Here is a 17,677-nt window from a genome sequence, read left to right as displayed (position 1 = left end):
TGGCCTCGGCGGAGTCTAGACGGACGGATACACAAGGAACAACGATCGCGGGGCGCAGGCGTTCCCGGCGGTCACCCGTTCGCCGCGCCGCCGCCCGATCCGGCCGAGGGGCCTTCGTCCCCGAACAATCCCGGCTGAGCGGTACGCCCCGACTGTCCGCTCGCGGTGTTCTGCGGCGGTACGAGCCCCAGGTGCGTCCACGCCGCGGCCGTCGCCACCCTGCCGCGCGGCGTCCGGGCGAGTAGACCGCTTCGCACCAGGAACGGCTCGGCCACCTCCTCGACGGTCTCCGTTTCCTCGCCGACCGCGACCGCGAGCGTCGACAGCCCCACCGGGCCGCCGCCGAACAGCGTCACCAGCGCGCGCAGCACCGACCGGTCCAGCCGGTCCAGTCCTGACTTGTCGACTTCGTAGACGTCGAGGGCGAGCCCGGCCACCTCGCGCGTCACCTCCCCGTCAGCGCGGACCTGGGCATAGTCGCGTACGCGGCGCAGCAGGCGGTTGGCGATACGCGGCGTCCCGCGCGACCGGCCGGCGATCTCGGCGGCGCCGTCCTCCTGGATGGGCACGTCCAGCAGTCGCGCCGAGCGGTGCAGCACGCGCTCCAGCTCGGCGGGCGCGTAGAAGTCCATGTGGCCGGTGAAGCCGAACCGGTCGCGCAGCGGCGGCGGCAGCAGGCCGGCCCGGGTCGTCGCGCCGACGAGCGTGAACGGCGGCAGTTCCAGGGGAATGGCGGTGGCGCCGGGGCCCTTGCCGACGATGATGTCGACGCGGAAGTCCTCCATCGCCATGTACAGCATCTCCTCGGCGGGCCGCGACATGCGGTGGATCTCGTCGAGGAACAGCACCTCGCCCTCGGCGAGCGAGGAGAGAATGGCCGCGAGGTCGCCGGCGTGCTGAATCGCCGGGCCCGAGGTGATGCGGATCGGTACGCCCATCTCCGCCGCGATGATCATGGACAGAGTGGTCTTGCCGAGCCCGGGCGGGCCGGACAGCAGCACGTGGTCGGGCGTACCGCCGCGTGCCTTGGCGGCCCGCAGCACGAGCGACAGCTGCTCGCGGACACGTTCCTGGCCGATGAACTCGTCGAGGCTGCGCGGGCGCAGCGCGGCCTCGACGGCCTGGTCATCGCCGTCGGCCTCGGCGGTGACGAGGCGGTCCCCATCGTGCGTCATGCCGTCTCGCCCCTGAATCCCCTGAAGTCGCGTCGCGCGGGCATGCTCCCGTCGTCGTGCGTGCCCGAGCGCCATCCTTGCGCACCCGACGGACACGTCGCGCCGTCACCGCCGCTCACGCAGATGCCACGAAGACCTTCCGCCCGGACACACGCACGGCTTTGCGCCCGACTGTCCGTACGCCTGTGCGTACCACCCTCCGCACAGATATATCGACTGACCGCCATGTCCGCGAACACCCTCTTCACCGGCGGTTGAGGCTGCGCAACGCGGTACGCAGCAACGCACCCACGTCCGGGGTCCCGCCCTCCGCGACGACCGCCTCGGCCTCCGGAGCCGCGGCCCCGACCGCCTCGTCGGCCTCACGCGTCGCATAACCGAGGCCGACCAGCGCCGCATGCAGTTGGTCGCGCCACGACAGCGAGACGGGTGCCCCGATGCGGGCCGCCCCCGCGCCACCCGTCGGCGCGCCGAGCCGGTCCTTGAGCTCGATGAGCAGCTTCTGCGCGCCCTTCTTGCCGATGCCGGGCACGGCGGTGAGCGCCTTCTCGTCGCCGCCGGCCACGGCCGCGCGCAGGGCGTCCGGGCTGTGCACGGCGAGCATGGCCTGCGCGAGGCGCGGCCCGACGCCGCTCGCGGTCTGCAGCAGTTCGAAGGTCGAGCGCTCGTCGTCGTCGGCGAAGCCGTACAGGGTGAGGGAGTCCTCGCGCACGACCAGGCTCGTGGCCAGGCGTGCGGGCTCCCCGACGCGCAGGCCGGCGAGGGTGGCGGGGGTGCACAGGACGGCCATTCCGACGCCGCCGACTTCGACGACGGCCAGTTCGGGACCGAGCGCGGCGACGGGGCCGCTGACAAAGGCGATCACGGGGTCATCCTCGCGTACCGCGCGGCAGGCGCGGCGCAGGTGTGCGGGCCGCGGCCACCGCGGCCGCGAGGCGGTTCGTCGCGCCGCCACGCCAGATGTGGCAGATGGCGAGGGCCACCGCGTCGGCGGCGTCGGCGGGCTTGGGCGGCGAGTCGAGGCGCAGGATGCGCGCGACCATCGCGCCGATCTGCGCCTTGTCCGCGCGTCCGCTGCCGGTGACCGCGGCCTTGACCTCGCTGGGCGTGTGCAACGTCACCGGCAGGCCGCGGCGGGCCGCGCAGACGATGGCGACGGCGGAGGCCTGGGCGGTACCCATGACGGTACGCACGTTGTGCTGGCTGAACACGCGCTCGACGGCGACGCAGTCGGGCCTGTGCCGGTCGAGCCACTCCTCGATGCCCTGCTCGACGCCCAGCAGGCGGGCGTCGATGGCCGCGTCGGCGGGCGTACGTACGACTCCGGCCTCGACCAGCCGAAGCGGCTTCCCCACACCGCCCTCCACCACCCCGAGCCCGCAGCGCGTCAGCCCCGGGTCGACTCCGAACACCCGCACGCGCACTCCCCTGGCAGCCTCACCCGAACACCTCGCGCAAACCTCTCACGCGGGGCCTGACCGAACGCCTCATGCGAACATCTGTTCGCCTCGATCGAGAGCCTAGCGAAGGATCGGTTCGTCGCGGCGCTGCCACGCCGCATACCCTGGTGGCCATGCCAGCGCAGCCCCGCCACGGCGAGTCCGTGTCCCACGACGACCCCGCGGTTCGGCGTCCCGACATCGAGACGCGCGAGGACATCGTCCTGCTGCTGGAGGACTTCTACGCCGCCGCGTTCGCGGACGACGCCCTCGGCCACATCTTCGTCGAGGTCGCGCAGATGGACCTCGAAGCGCATCTCCCCCGGCTTGCGGACTTCTGGGAAGTGACGTTGCTGCGCAGCGGCGAGTACCGGGGTAACGCCCTGGAGCCGCACCGCGCGCTGCACACGCAATTCCCTCTCAGTGCAGAGCACTTCGAGCGCTGGATGCGCCTGTGGACGGACGCCGTCGAGGCACGCCACAGCGGTCCGACCGCGCGGCGTGCCGTGGCGCAGGCGGGCCGCGTCGCCGCCGCGATGCGCAAGCGCCTGCAGATCGCCGACTCCCCCGTCGCGTGGGCCGACGGCCCCGACGGCCGCCCCGAACTCCCCCTCAGCACCCGCCGCTGACCGCCCGCGGCACGCGACGGGACGTACGTCGGCGCCGAATTGCGACGGTCGGCCGCAGCGGGGAGCAAGCAGCTTTCAGGGGCTTGGCAACTTTCCGGGACTTGGCCGCGGCCGAGGCAGCCTCACCGCCCCCGGCCAACTGGGAAGCGGGCTGCGCGCGGATAACACCCAGGTGACGGGTGCGTCACCATCGGTCTCCGGCAGGCGGTTACCGCTCGGGACCCGGGCCGGGGCTGCCACCTGCGGCGCTAGGCTGTGTCCGGTCGATCACGCCCGGCGCGTCCCGCGCCCGCGTGGCCTTGGCCGGGCCGCGTAGCAGGGCCGGCGACCCCGAGTACCCCGAGTTTGCAGAAGGGCCCTCATGCCGTCACCGTCAACTCCGGTCGCCCCGGACGCGGCCAAGCTGCCCGCTGACCCGACCTCCCGGGGCGCCGACCTCAAGGAGCGGGCGCGGGCGGCGGCGGTTGCGTCGGGCAGGCGGTTCGTGACGGCGGTACGCCCCGCACTCCCCGCGATCATCGGGTACCTCATCGCCCGCGCGGTCAACCTCGTGGTGCTCGCCCTGATGGCGCACGCCGCGAAGAAGCCGTTCTGGTCGATGGTGGGCTCGTGGGACGGCAAGTGGTTCCGCGACATCGCCGACTTCGGCTACGTCGACAAGCTGCCGGTCTCGCCGGCCGGCAAGCCTTACTGGGTCAACGTCGAGTTCTTCCCCGGCTACCCGTACCTGGTGCGGCTGGTCTCCAACATCACCGGTCTCGACAGCCTCAACGCGGGCATGGTCGTGACGTTCGCGTCCGGCGCGGTCGCGGCGTGGGGCCTGTACGCGCTCGGCAAGCACCTGACCGGCAGCCACCGCACCGCGACGATCTTCGCGCTGCTGTGGGCGGTCGCCCCCGGCTCGATGGTGCTGACGATGGTCTACTCCGAGGCGCTGTTCGTGGCGTTCGCCTCGTGGGGACTGCTGGCGATCGTGAAGCGGCAGTGGACCGCGGCGCTCATCCTGTGCCTGTGCGCGGGGCTGACCCGCAACACCGCGTTCGCGCTGGTGGCCGCACTCGGCGTGGCGGCGCTGCAGGTGATGCTGACCAGGCGGGACGACGGCACGCGCGTGGGGCTGCTGGGTGCCGAGGCGCGGCGTCCGGTCATCGCGACGGTGCTCGCGCCGCTGGGCGTGCTCGGGTTCATCGTGTGGGTCGGCTTCATCGGCAAGCGCTGGGACGCGTGGTTCTGGATCCAGGACAAGGCGTTCAACCTGCGGTTCGACTTCGGCATAAGCACCGTGCAGTGGATGAACAAGTACCTGACCCACCTGGGCAGGCCGATCTACGTCGTGTGCACGTTCGTGATCATCCTGTCGGTCGCGCTGATGGTGTGGTCGTTCCGCAACCGCAAGGTGCCGCTGCCCGTGCACGTGTACGGCGCCCTGGTCATGTTCCTCGCGTTGACCACCAGCAACGGCTGGTTCTTCCAGTCCAAGCCGCGCTTCATGCTGCCCGCCTTCACCATCGCGCTGCCGCTCGCCGCGCTGATGGCCCGGTGGCCGCGCAAGGTCGCGGGCGTCGTACTGCTGGCCGGAGCGGCGTTCTCCGGCTGGTACGTGAGCTACCTGCTGTACGTCGTCAACACCAACCCCTGACCCGCCGCGCAGCCACGCGCACATGCGAGGGGGCCGACCGCGCGGTGCGGTCGGCCCCCTTCGCGTACAGCGCTGCCCGGCACTCGCCAGGCGGTGCCGGCGGTCAGGCGTCGATCTTCTCCATGACCTCGTCGGACACGTCGAAGTTCGCGTAGACGTTCTGCACGTCGTCGGAGTCCTCCAGCGCCTCGATCAGCCGGAAGATCTTGCGCGCGCCCTCTTCGTCGAGCTCGACGGTGACGCTCGGCAGGAAGTTCGCGTCGGCGGAGTCGTAGTCGATGCCCGCCTCCTGCAGCGCGGTGCGCACGCCGACCAGGTCGGACGCCTCGCTGACCACCTCGAAAGCCTCGCCGAGGTCGTTGACCTCCTCGGCGCCGGCGTCCAGGACCGCGCCGAGCACGTCGTCCTCGCTCAGCTCGTTCTTCGGCACGATCACGACGCCCTTGCGCGTGAACATGTACGAGACGGAGCCCGGGTCGGCCATCGAGCCGCCGTTGCGGGTCATCGCCACGCGCACGTCCGACGCCGCGCGGTTGCGGTTGTCGGTCAGGCACTCGATGAGGACCGCGACGCCGTTGGGGCCGTAGCCCTCGTACGTGATCGCCTGGTAGTCGGCGCCGCCGGCCTCGGCACCGGAACCGCGCTTGACCGCGCGGTCGATGTTGTCGTTGGGGACCGAGCTCTTCTTCGCCTTCTGGATGGCGTCGTACAGCGTCGGGTTCCCGGAGATGTCACCGCCGCCGGTCCGCGCCGCCACCTCGATGTTCTTGATGAGCTTGGCGAAGAGCTTTCCGCGCTTGGCGTCGACGACGGCCTTTTTGTGCTTGGTGGTCGCCCACTTTGAGTGGCCGGACATCCGCCTCTACTCCTTCAGGTCACCTGCTGATGCGCGCGGCCGCGAAGGCCACGCGGAAGATCCTACCGAGACGTCGGCGTCACACCGCGTCGCGGACCAGGTCCACGAAGTACGCGTGCACCCGGCGGTCACCGGTCAGCTCGGGGTGGAAGGAGGTGGCGACCAGGTTGCCCTGGCGGACCGCGACGATGCGTCCGGCATGCGGCTCGGCGGTGAGCGTGGCGAGCACCTCGACCCCGGCGCCGACCGACTCGACCCACGGGGCGCGGATGAACACGCCGTGCACGGGTGCGCCCGAGGCGTGCGCGAACGCGACGTCGGCCTCGAAGGACTGGTTCTGCCGGCCGAAGGCGTTGCGGCGCACGGTCATGTCGATGCCGCCGACGGTCTCCTGGTCCTCGCGGCCGTCCAGGATCTTGTCGGCCAGCATGATCATCCCGGCGCACGAGCCGTACACCGGCATGCCGGCCTTGACGCGCTCGCGCAACGGCGCCAACAGGCCGAAGGACACGGCCAGTTTGGACATGGTGGTCGACTCGCCACCCGGGATCACCAGCGCGTCGACCTCGGCGATCTCCTCGGCCTTGCGGACCGGGCGGGCGAGCGCGCCGGACTCGGCGAGTGCGACGGCGTGCTCGCGCACGTCGCCCTGGATGGCGAGTACGCCGATGGTGGGTGAAGACACTGCGACCTCGGGAAAGTTCGGTGCTGAAGTTCGGTGCGTGCGACTGCGCGGGGCCGGGGGCGGATCCGCGGGGTGCGGCACGGGACCGGGCCCGGCAGCCGTACGGCGACCGGGCCCGGAGGGTGCGGCTACCGCCGCGTGCGCGGGGGCGTCACCAGCCGCGGCCGGCGTACCGCTCGCTCTCCGGCAGGGTGTCGATGTTGATGCCGACCATCGCCTCGCCGAGGCCGCGCGAGACCTTGGCGATGATGTCCGGGTCCTCGAAGTGCATCGTGGCGTCGACGATCGCCTTGGCGCGCTTGGCCGGGTCGCCGGACTTGAAGATGCCCGAGCCGACGAAGACGCCCTCGGCGCCGAGCTGCATCATCATCGCGGCGTCGGCCGGCGTGGCGATGCCGCCCGCGGTGAACATGACCACGGGGAGCTTGCCGAGCCCGGCGACCTCCTTGACCAGCGCGTACGGCGCCTGGAGGTTCTTGGCGGCGACGAACAGCTCGTCCTCGTCCAGGGCGGCGAGCTTCTTGATGTCGCCCAGGATGGTGCGCATGTGGCGGGTCGCCTCGACGACGTTGCCGGTACCGGCCTCGCCCTTGGAGCGGATCATGGCCGCGCCCTCGGCGATGCGGCGCAGCGCCTCGCCCAGGTTGGTGGCGCCGCACACGAACGGCGTCGTGAACTTCCACTTGTTGATGTGGTTGGCCTCGTCGGCCGGCGTCAGGACCTCGGACTCGTCGATGTAGTCGACGCCGAGCGACTGCAGGACCTGGGCCTCGACGAAGTGGCCGATGCGGGCCTTGGCCATGACCGGGATCGAGACGGCCTCGATGATGCCGTCGATCATGTCCGGGTCGGACATCCGGGAGACGCCGCCGTCCTTGCGGATGTCGGCGGGGACCCGCTCGAGGGCCATGACGGCGACCGCGCCGGCGTCCTCGGCGATCTTGGCCTGCTCCGGCGTGACCACGTCCATGATCACACCGCCCTTGAGCTGCTCGGCCATGCCGCGCTTGACCAGTTCGGTGCCGGTCTTGGGGGCGTTGCCGGACGACTCGGGGTTTGCAGGGGTGGTGGACACGCTTGACCTCACACGACGTGGATGACGGTACGAATCCATCGTACGGGTGATCGGTACTGCCTTCTCACGCCACTCGAGGGGCGAAAAACCGGACCACTTTGCGATGCCCGCGGCGTACCACTCCGGCCCGCCGCGCGAGCGACGGCCGTTCCGGCGACCGCAGGGCGACCGCGCTCAGGTCGCCGCGCTCCCGCCCGGCAGCAGCGTCGGCGGTTCCTCGTCGTCCATCTCGAACGTCACCGGGTACGGCGCATGACCCGCGAGCCGCAGGTACCGCACGAGCCGGTGCCGACGAACCGCCCGCGCCGACCGCACCGCGTCGTTGTGGAAGCGCCGTGCCATCGGCACCCGCCGCACCGCGGTCTGCAACTCCCCCACCAGTTCGTCGCCGCCGAGCCGCGCCCGCAGGTCCTCGACCTGCCCCGGCTCCTCGAACACGATCCGCAGCGCGCGGGTCAGCTCGCTCTCCGCCATCTCGCGGTCGTCTTCCTCCGCACCCCGCGCGTCGTGCGCGGCGCCCGCGAGCACCAGCGAACTGGCCGGGTCCAGGAGCCCCGACGTCGCAATCTCCAGCGCGATCGAGGCCCGCCGCACCAACTGCGCGTCGAGCGCGGCGCGCGTGGAGTCCACCCGCGCGTGCAGCCGGTCCAGCCGCCCCGCGGTCCAACTGAGGTAGATCCCGATCGCGATCACGGCGACGATGATCCACACGGCTGTCATCACACCGAGCATTATCTCCGGCCGCCACCCCCGTCCCCCCACGGCCCGCCCGCGTGGCATCCACTGCGCGCGCACGCGCGGTCGAACGTCCGGACTTTCAGGCGTGGTTGCGCGCGACGGCGGCCGGCGACCCGATCAGGTCGGCGATGTCGGCGGCGCGCCAGCGGTCCGCCGCACCGGGGCGCCGGGCCAGATGGGCGGCGATGCGCCGGGCGTCCCAGCCGTGGGCCTCGGCGAGTCCGGACGCGAGATGACGCAGGTAGTCGGGAGCCGGCCCGTTGAGTTCGGCCGCCCGCGGGGGCTTTGCGCATGTGAAGGTGAGCACGGGGTGTTCGTGGAGGTTCCCGGCGCAGGCCAGGGTTTCGTAGCGCCCGGGCCCGAACGTCGCGCGCCCCTCGGCCAGAACGCGGCCGAGGTCGAGGTCCGAGCCCGTCTCGCGGTACATCTCCTGGGCGGCGACGTCGGAGAACTGCGCCGCGCTCATCAGGTACGCGCGCGCAGGCGTCCATCCGCCGGCGTCCGGTGCGTAGAGCCCCAACCCGCCTGTCCAGGCGTGCGATTCGAGGGCGAACACGACCGGCCCGGGAGGAAAACCGGTGGCGGACGGCCGCGGACGATGCCGGGTCAGTCCGCGCGGCCCGGCAGCACAGCACCCGCGGTGACCGTTTCGTAGACGCCGAGGATGTCGGCGCCGACGGTCTGCCAGTCGTAGCGGCGGACGTGCCGCAGGCCCGTCTCGCGGAGGCCGGCGCGGCGGTCGGGGTCGCGCAGGAGGCCGATCGCGGCGTCGGCGAGGGCGGCGGAGTCCTCCACCGGGAAGAGTTCGCCGGCGCGGCCGCCGTCCAGCACCTGGCGGAAGGCGTCGAGGTCGCTCGCCAGTACCGGGGCGCCGGCCGACATCGCCTCGACGAGGATGATGCCGAAGCTCTCACCGCCGGTGTTGGGGGCGACGTAGACGTCGACGCTGCGCAGCAGCCGGGCCTTGTCCGCGTCGCTGACCATGCCGAGAAAGGTCACCTGGTCGCGTACGGCGTCGGGCAGGCCTTCGGCGGCCTCCTCGGTGTCGCCGCGCCCGGCGACGAGCAGGCGGGCCCCGGGGAAGGCCTCGGCGATGCCCGGGAAGGCGTCCAGGAGGACCGGGAGGCCCTTGCGCGGCTCGTCGATGCGGCCGATGAAGCCGAGGGTCGGTGCGTCGGCGGTGCCCTGCCAGGACGGCTCCGGCTCGGCGTCGGCGAAGAAGGCCACCTCGACACCGTTGGGGATGACGACCGCGTCGCCGCCGAGGTGTTCGACCAGGGTCCGGCGGGCGTACTCGCTCACCGCGATGCGCGCGCTGATCTTCTCCAGGGCGGGTTGCAGGATCGGGTACGCGGCGATCATCGCGCGCGAGCGCGGGTTCGACGTGTGGAATGTCGCGACGACCGGCCCCGACGCCGCCCAGCACGCCAGCAACGAGAGGCTGGGCGTGGCCGGTTCGTGGATGTGCAGGACGTCGAAGCCGCCGTCGTGGATCCACCGGCGTACGCGCGCGGCCGACAGAAAGCCGAAGTTCAGCCGCGCGACCGAGCCGTTGTAGCGCACCGGGACCGCGCGGCCCGCGCCGACGACGTACGGCGGCAGCGGCGTGTCGTCGTCCGCGGGCGCGAGCACCGACACGTCGTGGCCGTGCGCGATGAGCCAGTTGGCGAGGTCGCGCACGTGGTACTGCACCCCGCCGGGGACGTCCCACGAGTAGGGGCAGACCACGCCGATCTTCACGCGTCGCTCCGCTGCGGGGCGGTGCCGTTGCCGTTGGCGTCGACGGCGCCCTCGATACGCGCGAGTCGCTCCGCGTCCAGGTCGGACAGCCACAGGCGCTGCAACATGTGCCAGTCCTGCGGGTGCTTGCGGATCCCGGCGGCGAAGGCGTCCGCGACCCCCTGCGTCATCGCGGCGATCTTGCTTTTGCGGTCGCCTTCCTCCGGCACCGCGACCACCGGGTGCAGCGTCGCGTGGATGCCGACCCGGCGGTAGGCCAGCGTCGCCGGGATCAGCGCCGCACCCGTCTGGATCGACAGCGCCGCGGGCCCGGCCGGCATGCGCGTCTGCTCACCGAAGAACTGCACCGGGATGCCGTTGCGCGTCAGGTCGCGGTCCGCGAGCAGGCAGACCAGCCGCCCCTCGCGCAGGCGGCGGGCCAGTACGCCGAAGATGTTGCCGTCGCCGCCGGTCAGCGGCAGCACCTCCATGCCGAGCGACTGTCGGTACTCGAGGAACCGCTCGTACAGCGACTCGGGCTTGAGGCGCTCGGCGACCGTGGTGAACGGGTATCCGCGTGCCGTGATGGACGCGCCGGCGAGGTCCCAGTTGCCCATGTGGGGCAGCGCGAAGATGACGCCCTTGCCGCGCGCGGATGCCTCCTCAAGGCGGTCCATGTGCGCGATGGTCATGCGCTCCAGCACGGTCTTCTCGTCCCACACCGGGAGCCGGAAGGCCTCCTGGAAGTAGCGCAGGTAGGAGCGCATGCCCTCGCGCGAGACCTTCTTGATCTCCTCGTCGCTCGCGTCCGGCAGCACGCGGCGCAGGTTCGCCTCGAACTGCTCGATGCCGCCCCCGCGCCGGTACCAGACCACGTCGGCGGCGGCGTTGAACACCGGGCGCGTGACGGCCTCGGGCAGCCATTTGACGAGCGACCAGCCCAGTCCGTACCCCGCGTCGACCAGGCGCTGCCTCACGCCGTGCCACCGCCCTCCGGCGCGGCGCCGGGCCGCGTCATCTCCAGGCCGTCGGCCTCCTTGCGGACCGCCAGCATGCGCTGGAAGATCGTCACGAAGCTGCCGACCGCGATGGCCCAGAGCGCGACCTCCTGGATGTACGGCACGCCCAGCCCCGCCAAGCCGGTCGCCACCAGCACGCCAACCAGGCGCTCGGCGCGCTCCACGAGCCCGGAGACGTCGCACTTGAGGCCCAGGCTCTCGGCCCGCGCCTTCGTGTACGACACGACCTGCCCGGACGCCAGGCAGAACACGCACAGCACGGCCAGCCGCAGGTTGTCGCCGTCGCCCGCGAACCACACCGCGAGCGCGCCGAAGATCGCGGCGTCCGCGACGCGGTCGAGCGTCGAGTCGAGGAAGGCCCCCCACTTCGTCGACTTGCCGATCTGCCGGGCCATGTTGCCGTCGACCAGGTCGGAGAAGATGAACGCGGTGATCACCAGCGTTCCGACGAAGAAGTGGCCGAACGGGAAGAACACCAGAGCACCCGCCACCACACCGAGCGTCCCGAGCAAAGTGACGGTGTCGGGGCTGACCCCCTTGCGGACGAGGAAGCTCGCGAACGGATTGAGCACGCGGGTGAAGAAAGCGCGTGCGTATTTGTTGAGCATCGCCTTCCCGAAGGATCGCCTAAGGACCGTCTGGAACGCGGAGGCCGCGGAATCCGAAGGACCTCCGCCGCACCCCGCCCGGTCACGCCATCGTACTGACGCGACGACACTCGGATGTCCCCCGGATGTCCGCGCGTGGCGCCCGGCCCCCCGAATCAGCCGCGGGGTGGGCCCCGGCGCACGCCGAAATGGCGGTAGGCGGGTCGCCGGGCCCGCCGTATTGGCTGCGGACCGGTTCCGGGCGGAGACTTGAAGTCCGATCGGCGTGCGGGTCCGCGGCGGCCGTCGTGACTGGTTCGGCCGCTGCTCTTGTGCTCGCCCCGCTTTGGGCGGAAAGCTTCCCGTGAGGAACCGGATGTGCGGACTTGAGAGGCCGACTTCCCGGCCTTTCCCGCGCCTCCACGACGTTTGGAGGAGGTGGGCGCATTGGCGGACAGGTCTGGTGGTTCAACCGGGGCCGCAGGAGCAGGCCCTACCGTGGACGGCCCCGACAGGGTGCGCAACGTCGTACTCGTCGGTCATACGGGCGCCGGAAAGACGACGCTCGTGGAGTCCTTGCTCGTGGCGACCGGAACCATCTCGCGCCCCGGTCGCGTCGAGGACGGAACCACGGTGTCGGACTTCGAGGACATCGAGCACCGGCAGCACCGCTCGGTGGCCTTGTCGCTCGCGCCGGTCGAGTTCGACGGCGTCAAGATCAATCTCCTGGACACTCCCGGGTACGCGGACTTCGTCGGCGACCTGCGGGCCGGCCTGCGCGCCGCCGACGCGGCGCTCTTCGTGGTGTCGGCTGCCGACGGCGTCGACGGTTCGACCCGCATGCTGTGGGACGAGTGCGCGGCGGTCGGCATGCCGCGCGCCATCGTGGTCACCAAGCTGGACTCGCCGCGCGCCGACTTCGACGAGATGACCGCGATCTGCCAGCGGGTGTTCGGCGACGGCGACTCGGACCGCGTGCTGCCGCTCTACCTGCCGCTGCACGGCGACGACGAGTCGGTGGTCGGCCTGATGGGCCTGCTGACCCAGCGGGTGTACGACTACTCGTCCGGGACCCGGGTGACACGTGACCCCGACCCCGAGCACCTGCCGCTGATCGAGGAGGCCCGCAACCGGCTCATCGAGGCCGTCATCGCGGAGAGCGAGGACGAGTCCCTCATGGACCGCTACCTCGGCGGCGACGAGATCGACGTCGAGACGCTGGTCGCCGACTTGGAGCTGGCCGTCTCACGCGGCTCGTTCTACCCGATCCTGGCCTCGTCGACGGTCCACGGCCTCGGCACCGTGGAGCTGCTGGAGGGCATCGTCCGCGCGTGCCCGTCGCCGCCCGAGCACGAGGTGCCCGCGGTGACGACGCCCGAGGGCAAGCCGCGCGACCCGCTGACCTGCGACCCGGAGGGCCCGCTGGTCGCCGAGGTGGTCAAGACGACCTCGGACCCATACGTCGGCCGGATCAGCCTCGTACGCGTGTTCTCCGGCACGCTGCGCCCCGACATGACCGTGCACGTGTCCGGGCACGGACTGGCCGACCGCGGCCACGAGGACCACGACGTCGACGAGCGGGTGGGCGCGCTGTCGTCCCCGCTCGGCAAGACGCAGCGCCAGCTCAACCGGGGCATCGCCGGCGACGTCGTCGCGGTCGCGAAGCTGACGCGCGCGGAGACCGGCGACACCCTCTCGGACAAGGACAACCCGCTCCTGATGGAGCCGTGGGTGATGCCCGACCCGCTGCTGCCCATCGCGATCCAGGCGCACAGCAAGGCCGACGAGGACAAGTTGTCCCAGGGCCTGGCCCGGCTGGTCGCCGAGGACCCCACGCTGCGCCTCGAACACAACGCCGACACACGGCAGTTGGTGCTGTGGTGCATGGGCGAGGCGCACGTCGACGTGCTCCTCGACCGGCTGCGCGTCCGCTACGGCGTCGCCGTGGACGCGATCCCGCACCGGGTGTCGCTGCGCGAGACGTTCGCCGCCAAGGCGCACGGGCGCGGCCGGCACGTGAAGCAGTCCGGCGGGCACGGCCAGTTCGCGGTGTGCGAGATCGAGGTGGAGCCGCTGCCCAACGGAGGCGGCTTCGAGTTCGTCGACAAGGTGTTCGGCGGTTCGGTGCCCCGGCAGTTCATCCCGTCCGTCGAGAAGGGCGTGCGCGCCCAGATGGCGCGCGGTGTCGCGGCCGGCTACCCCGTCGTCGACCTGCGCGTGACCCTGGTGGACGGCAAGGCGCACTCGGTCGACTCGTCCGACATGGCGTTCCAGATGGCCGGGTCGCTCGCGCTGCGCGAGGCCGCCGCGGCCACCGAGGTGCACCTGTTGGAGCCGGTGTCCGAGACGTCGATCGTCATCTCGGACGAGTATGTCGGCGCGGTGATGAGCGACCTGTCCTCCCGGCGGGGGCGCGTGGTCGGCACCGAACCCGTCGGCTCCGGCCGCACGTTGGTGCGCGCCGAGATCCCCGAGATCGAGATCAGCCGGTATGCCATTGACCTGCGCTCGCTGTCGCACGGCACCGGCCAGTTCAGCCGCTCGTACGCCCGCCACGAGCCGATGCCCCACCAGCTCGCCGCCAAGGTCAAGGCGGAGTTGTCGTCCTGAGCCGTCGTGGCCGGGGGCGCGTACGACGGTGTCTCCGGCCGCGCCGCTCGTCCGCGGGTCGGTCCGGTTGTCGCGCGGCCCTGCCTCGGCTGCTCATACGGAACCGGTCAGGGCGGCGGAACCGGCAGCGGGGTCTCCTGTGCCGTCAGGGCCAAGACCACGGCGGCTGCCGTCCACGCCAGCGGGGCGACGGACGCCGGACGGCCGTCCGGGTCGACCTTCTCGGGCAGCGAGCCCCGTGCCGTGCGGTGCCGGTCGAGCCACGCCAGGCGCTGGTCGGCGGCCTCGCGCCGCCCGGACGCCGCGTCGAACAGCGCGAATGACGCCGTCTCCGGGGTCCAGGCCACGTCCTTTCGCCCGCCCCAGTCGCCGCCGGGCAGGATGCCGCCGTTGGCGAGGGTGAGTTCGCTCTCGGCACCGCGCACCGCGGCCGCCACGTCCGCGGACGGCGCGGCGAAGGGCGGGCCGAGCCAGGTGACCGCGGTGTCCGCGCCGCTGCCCGCGTCGGCGGTGCGCGGGTAGCCGTACGGCCCGAACTCGGTGCGTATCGCCTCGTCGAGCCGCCGCGCGGCGTGCGACCACCGCTCGGCCGCCGTCCGGTCGCCGCGGGCGGCGGCCAACGCGGCGGCACCGCGCAGACCGGCCAGCAGCGGGGCGGCAGTGCCCAGCGTCACCTGGTCGGTGCGGGTCTCCCAGTAGTCCGGCCCGGCGGGCGGCAGGCCGTTGCCGCGCAGTGCGGCGGCCGCGCGGTCCGCGGCCTTGGCGACGGCGGGCCACAGCTCGTCCAGCGCGGCGGCCGTGGCGGGGTCGGCCGGATCCTGGTGGGAGTACCAGAACCACACGGCCCACGGCACCCATCCGTTGCCGTCGAGTTGGGCGTCGCGGCCGTCTCCGACGTGCCCGCCGTCCAGCCGGTAGCGGGCTTCCCAGGTGCCCTGCGGGTTCTGCAGGGCGGCGAGCCTGCGCAGCACGGTCAGGGCGTTGTCGCCGTGCCCGGTCGCGGAGTAGGCCGCGGCCACCCAGGCGGCGTCTCGCGGCCACATGTAGTCCCAGACCGGGTGCCATGCCGCCGCGACGGTGCCGTCGAGTGAGGTCAGCAGGCGCAGGTCGAGCAGTGCGCGCTCGGCCATGCCGCGGTACGCGTCACCGCCGGGCACCCACCCTGCGGCCAGCCACTCGGTCTCGGCGGCGTCCGGCGGCGTCGGCGCCGTGTCGGCAGGCAACGAGCGCCTACCGCCGGGGGCCCCGGGATCGGCGGCCACGCCGCCCTGGAGGAGCCGTGGCACGGGCTTCTCGGCGGGGCTCGCCGCGAGGGCCGCCACGACGCCGCCGCAGGCCATGGCGAAGGCCACCGCGAAAGCGATCCATCGAACTCCGCGCCACATCCGCCGCCGCCCTTCCGCGCCCCGTCGCCGCGGCTCGGGTCGGCGGGCAAGACTGATGTGATCAGTGTACGAACGCCTTCGGTCGAGCTGCGTGGCGTGTACGCCCGTTTGTGGATGGCCGACCGCCCATACGCATACGCGGTAGGTACAGTTGGCCGGGCCGCCCACCTCCGTACGAGGGCGGGCCCGTAGTTTCGACGACTGGCCGTGCCGACCGAACTCCCACGGGGGACCAGTGACTTCAGCGCCCGCCGAGGCGAAGTCGTTGTCCGCGTTCCAGCGCTGGTGGCGCGCCGTCGCCGCGGCGCTGGGCATCGCGCTGATCGTGCACGGCAGCCTGCTGGGCAACGACGACCAGTTCCCGTTCGCCCCGATGTCGATGTTCGCGTTCCGCACCGACCCGAACGGCAACATCGACTCGCACTACCTGGAGGCCGACACCGACGCGGGCACGCGCGTCAAGGTGCCGATGTCGCGCAACGGCGCGGGCATGGGACGGGCCGAGCTGGAGGGCCAGCTCTTCAAGATCATGGCCGACCCCTCGCTGCTCCAGAACCTCGCCGACACCCAGCGCCGCCTGCACCCCGACACTCCGCACTACGTGCACATCTACGTCATGCGCGACCGCACGGTGCTGCGGGACGGCGCGAAGGACCACGTCGTCACCGAGCAGTTGGCGGATTGGAAGGTCACATGAGCACGCAGACCTCCGGACCGCCCCCCGCCGCCGAGGCGGTGCCCGAGCCGGTCGGCGCACGCGGCGGCGGTTCGCCGGTGCGCGGGGCGGCGAAGGCGGTCCGCCGTTGGTGGTTCGATCCGGTGCCCGGCTCGCGCCTGGCGTGGGTGCGCGCCCTGGTGTACCTGTTCGTGCCGTACGACATCCTCGTCATCACGCAGGACGTCAAGGGCACCGCCGCGCTGCCCGCCGAGTTCTACCAGCCCACGATGGTGGCGCGCTGGCTGCACCTGCCCACCCCGACCACGGGCATCGCCGACACGCTCCAATGGATCCTGCTCATCGCCGCGCCGCTCGCCGCGACCGGCCGGTTCCACCGCTCGCTCGGCCTGGTGGTGGCCGGCGCGTTCACGTGGTGGCAGCTCATCAACATGGGCTACGGCAAGGTCGACCACGACCACTTCGCGATCGTCATCGCCGTATGGGTGCTCCCCACCGCCGGGAAGGCGCGCTTCCGCGACGACACCCCGAGCGAGGCGGCGGCCTGGACGCTGCGCTGCATGCAGGTCGCGGCGATCTCGACGTACTCGCTCGCGGCCTGGGCCAAGATCCGCGAGGCGGGCTGGGGATGGGCGAGCGGGGCGACGTTCTACTGGGCCATCGAGCGGCGCGGCACTCCGTTCGGCAAGTGGTTCCTGGACCACCCCGAACTGCTGCGCTTCGGGCAGTGGGTGATCTTCCTCGCCGAGCTGTGCGCCCCCGTCATCCTGTTCCTGCGGCGCTGGTGGCTGGCCGCCGGACTGGTCTTCTGGCTCGGCTTCCACCTGGCCACGTGGCTCTCCATCGGGATCCACTTCCTCCCGACGATCATCTGCCTGACCGCGTTCGTGCCCTGGGAGAAGGTCGGGACGCGACTCTCCGGGCTCCGCGGCTCCCGCCGCCGGGAGGACGCTCAGGCGGCGGTCTTGGCCCCCGGGCGCTGATCCGGGGGCAGCGCGCAGGCAGGCGTCCCGCCGGGCAGCTTGTAGCGGTTGTCGGCGATCAGCCGGTACGCCTTCTCCGCCAGCAGGTTGACCGGCGGGATCTGCAACACCGCGCCGGGCACCGTCCACACACCCCGGCGGTACGCGAGCAACTTGGCGACCGCTTCGGCGCCCCCGTACACGTCGCCGGTGGGCGTGACCCACAGGACCTCGTGCATGGCCCGCTCCTCGGTCACGCCGAGCTCGCCGAGGTCGGCGAACTGCCAGGCGGTGATCTCGATGTCGGGGTCGATCCAGCGCTCCATGGCCTCGACGGACTTCGTGCAGAAGCCGCAGTCACCGTCGAACACCAGTACCGGTCGCGTGGTCATGGTTCCTCCGTAAGTTGTTGGGTGGCCCGGGAGGGCCGGATGTGGCTGATGGTTCCTTGCCGTTCGTGGCTTCCCAGGAGTGGCCGTCCGG

The 17,677-nt window shown here is 72.0% G+C and carries 18 protein-coding genes; 5 read left to right on the top strand and 13 right to left on the bottom strand.

What is annotated here, in order from left to right; all coding sequences use genetic code 11:
• Positions 1 to 71 precede the first annotated feature (71 nt).
• The 3 genes from ruvB to ruvC all read right to left on the bottom strand — a co-directional run bounded on the left by ruvB (position 72) and on the right by ruvC (position 2,593).
• On the bottom strand, positions 72 to 1,175 hold the full coding sequence (gene ruvB / locus ACWD12_RS39145) for a Holliday junction branch migration DNA helicase RuvB (protein ID WP_450103635.1): 1,104 nt from the start codon (positions 1,173 to 1,175) through the stop codon (positions 72 to 74).
• Between the two features lie 244 nt (positions 1,176 to 1,419).
• On the bottom strand, positions 1,420 to 2,040 hold the full coding sequence (gene ruvA, locus ACWD12_RS39140; protein ID WP_358357413.1) for a Holliday junction branch migration protein RuvA: 621 nt from the start codon (positions 2,038 to 2,040) through the stop codon (positions 1,420 to 1,422).
• A 4-nt stretch (positions 2,041 to 2,044) separates the two neighbouring features.
• Entirely contained in the window at positions 2,045 to 2,593 is a 549-nt protein-coding gene (ruvC, locus tag ACWD12_RS39135) for a crossover junction endodeoxyribonuclease RuvC (protein ID WP_450103634.1), read from the bottom strand.
• 155 nt (positions 2,594 to 2,748) lie between these two features.
• Between ruvC and ACWD12_RS39130 the strand changes: the two genes are divergently transcribed.
• Together ACWD12_RS39130 and ACWD12_RS39125 are read left to right on the top strand one after the other, a co-directional pair.
• Entirely contained in the window at positions 2,749 to 3,243 is a 495-nt protein-coding gene (locus tag ACWD12_RS39130) for a group III truncated hemoglobin (protein ID WP_450103633.1), read from the top strand.
• A gap of 361 nt (positions 3,244 to 3,604) precedes the next feature.
• A complete protein-coding gene (locus ACWD12_RS39125; RefSeq protein WP_450103632.1) occupies positions 3,605 to 4,882 on the top strand; it encodes a mannosyltransferase family protein in 1,278 nt (425 codons plus the stop codon).
• A 103-nt stretch (positions 4,883 to 4,985) separates the two neighbouring features.
• Here the strand turns inward: ACWD12_RS39125 and ACWD12_RS39120 are convergent, their stop codons facing one another.
• The 8 genes from ACWD12_RS39120 to pgsA all read right to left on the bottom strand — a co-directional run bounded on the left by ACWD12_RS39120 (position 4,986) and on the right by pgsA (position 11,582).
• Positions 4,986 to 5,738, bottom strand: coding sequence for a YebC/PmpR family DNA-binding transcriptional regulator (locus ACWD12_RS39120; RefSeq protein ID WP_450103631.1), 753 nt, complete (start codon positions 5,736 to 5,738; stop codon positions 4,986 to 4,988).
• Positions 5,739 to 5,817: 79 nt separating this feature from the next.
• A complete protein-coding gene (pdxT, locus tag ACWD12_RS39115) occupies positions 5,818 to 6,423 on the bottom strand; it encodes a pyridoxal 5'-phosphate synthase glutaminase subunit PdxT (protein WP_450103630.1) in 606 nt (201 codons plus the stop codon).
• A gap of 151 nt (positions 6,424 to 6,574) precedes the next feature.
• Positions 6,575 to 7,498, bottom strand: a complete 924-nt coding sequence (gene pdxS / locus ACWD12_RS39110) for a pyridoxal 5'-phosphate synthase lyase subunit PdxS (protein WP_358357428.1) — start codon at positions 7,496 to 7,498, stop codon at positions 6,575 to 6,577.
• A gap of 174 nt (positions 7,499 to 7,672) precedes the next feature.
• Complete coding sequence (locus ACWD12_RS39105; protein ID WP_450103629.1) at positions 7,673 to 8,230, bottom strand: hypothetical protein; 558 nt, start codon at positions 8,228 to 8,230, stop codon at positions 7,673 to 7,675.
• 85 nt (positions 8,231 to 8,315) lie between these two features.
• Entirely contained in the window at positions 8,316 to 8,792 is a 477-nt protein-coding gene (locus ACWD12_RS39100) for a histone deacetylase (protein ID WP_450103628.1), read from the bottom strand.
• Between the two features lie 50 nt (positions 8,793 to 8,842).
• A complete protein-coding gene (locus tag ACWD12_RS39095) occupies positions 8,843 to 9,976 on the bottom strand; it encodes a glycosyltransferase family 4 protein (protein ID WP_450103627.1) in 1,134 nt (377 codons plus the stop codon).
• Positions 9,973 to 10,932 (bottom strand): phosphatidylinositol mannoside acyltransferase, encoded by a 960-nt coding sequence (locus tag ACWD12_RS39090; RefSeq protein WP_450103626.1) that lies wholly within the window; start codon positions 10,930 to 10,932, stop codon positions 9,973 to 9,975. The genes ACWD12_RS39095 and ACWD12_RS39090 overlap by 4 nt, the downstream gene beginning before the upstream one ends.
• The gene (pgsA, locus tag ACWD12_RS39085; protein ID WP_358357437.1) at positions 10,929 to 11,582 is read right to left on the bottom strand and encodes a phosphatidylinositol phosphate synthase; all 654 of its coding nucleotides are present in this window, start codon (positions 11,580 to 11,582) and stop codon (positions 10,929 to 10,931) included. Before pgsA ends, ACWD12_RS39090 begins: the two co-directional genes overlap by 4 nt.
• A 426-nt stretch (positions 11,583 to 12,008) precedes the next feature.
• On the opposite strand from pgsA, the gene ACWD12_RS39080 reads away from it, so the two are divergent.
• The gene (locus tag ACWD12_RS39080; RefSeq protein ID WP_358357439.1) at positions 12,009 to 14,171 is read left to right on the top strand and encodes an elongation factor G-like protein EF-G2; all 2,163 of its coding nucleotides are present in this window, start codon (positions 12,009 to 12,011) and stop codon (positions 14,169 to 14,171) included.
• A 107-nt stretch (positions 14,172 to 14,278) separates the two neighbouring features.
• On the opposite strand, the gene ACWD12_RS39075 is transcribed toward ACWD12_RS39080, so the two are convergent.
• Positions 14,279 to 15,523 carry a hypothetical protein gene (locus tag ACWD12_RS39075; RefSeq protein ID WP_450103625.1) on the bottom strand — a complete coding sequence of 415 codons (1,245 nt, stop codon included), beginning with the start codon at positions 15,521 to 15,523 and terminating at the stop codon, positions 14,279 to 14,281.
• 268 nt (positions 15,524 to 15,791) lie between these two features.
• Between ACWD12_RS39075 and ACWD12_RS39070 the strand changes: the two genes are divergently transcribed.
• Both ACWD12_RS39070 and ACWD12_RS39065 read left to right on the top strand, forming a co-directional pair.
• Positions 15,792 to 16,253, top strand: coding sequence for a hypothetical protein (locus ACWD12_RS39070; protein ID WP_358357445.1), 462 nt, complete (start codon positions 15,792 to 15,794; stop codon positions 16,251 to 16,253).
• On the top strand, positions 16,250 to 17,215 hold the full coding sequence (locus tag ACWD12_RS39065) for a hypothetical protein (protein ID WP_450103624.1): 966 nt from the start codon (positions 16,250 to 16,252) through the stop codon (positions 17,213 to 17,215). The genes ACWD12_RS39070 and ACWD12_RS39065 overlap by 4 nt, the downstream gene beginning before the upstream one ends.
• Here ACWD12_RS39065 and ACWD12_RS39060 read toward each other — a convergent pair.
• The gene (locus ACWD12_RS39060; protein WP_450103623.1) at positions 17,185 to 17,586 is read right to left on the bottom strand and encodes a thiol-disulfide oxidoreductase DCC family protein; all 402 of its coding nucleotides are present in this window, start codon (positions 17,584 to 17,586) and stop codon (positions 17,185 to 17,187) included. The genes ACWD12_RS39065 and ACWD12_RS39060 overlap by 31 nt on opposite strands.
• Positions 17,587 to 17,677 lie beyond the last annotated feature (91 nt).

The sequence above is a fragment of the Streptodolium elevatio genome (assembly GCF_053592165.1).
This window is presented reverse-complemented; position numbering and strand designations above follow the sequence as displayed.

Bases quoted from the DNA above. Each gene is read 5' to 3' on its own strand.
- ruvB (WP_450103635.1), bottom strand. From the start codon at position 1,175: ATGACGCACGATGGGGACCGCCTCGTCACCGCCGAGGCCGACGGCGAT.
- ACWD12_RS39130 (WP_450103633.1), top strand. From the start codon at position 2,749: ATGCCAGCGCAGCCCCGCCACGGCGAGTCCGTGTCCCACGACGACCCC.
- ACWD12_RS39125 (WP_450103632.1), top strand. From the start codon at position 3,605: ATGCCGTCACCGTCAACTCCGGTCGCCCCGGACGCGGCCAAGCTGCCC.
- ACWD12_RS39120 (WP_450103631.1), bottom strand. From the start codon at position 5,738: ATGTCCGGCCACTCAAAGTGGGCGACCACCAAGCACAAAAAGGCCGTC.
- ACWD12_RS39105 (WP_450103629.1), bottom strand. From the start codon at position 8,230: ATGCTCGGTGTGATGACAGCCGTGTGGATCATCGTCGCCGTGATCGCG.
- pgsA (WP_358357437.1), bottom strand. From the start codon at position 11,582: ATGCTCAACAAATACGCACGCGCTTTCTTCACCCGCGTGCTCAATCCG.
- ACWD12_RS39065 (WP_450103624.1), top strand. From the start codon at position 16,250: ATGAGCACGCAGACCTCCGGACCGCCCCCCGCCGCCGAGGCGGTGCCC.
- ACWD12_RS39060 (WP_450103623.1), bottom strand. From the start codon at position 17,586: ATGACCACGCGACCGGTACTGGTGTTCGACGGTGACTGCGGCTTCTGC.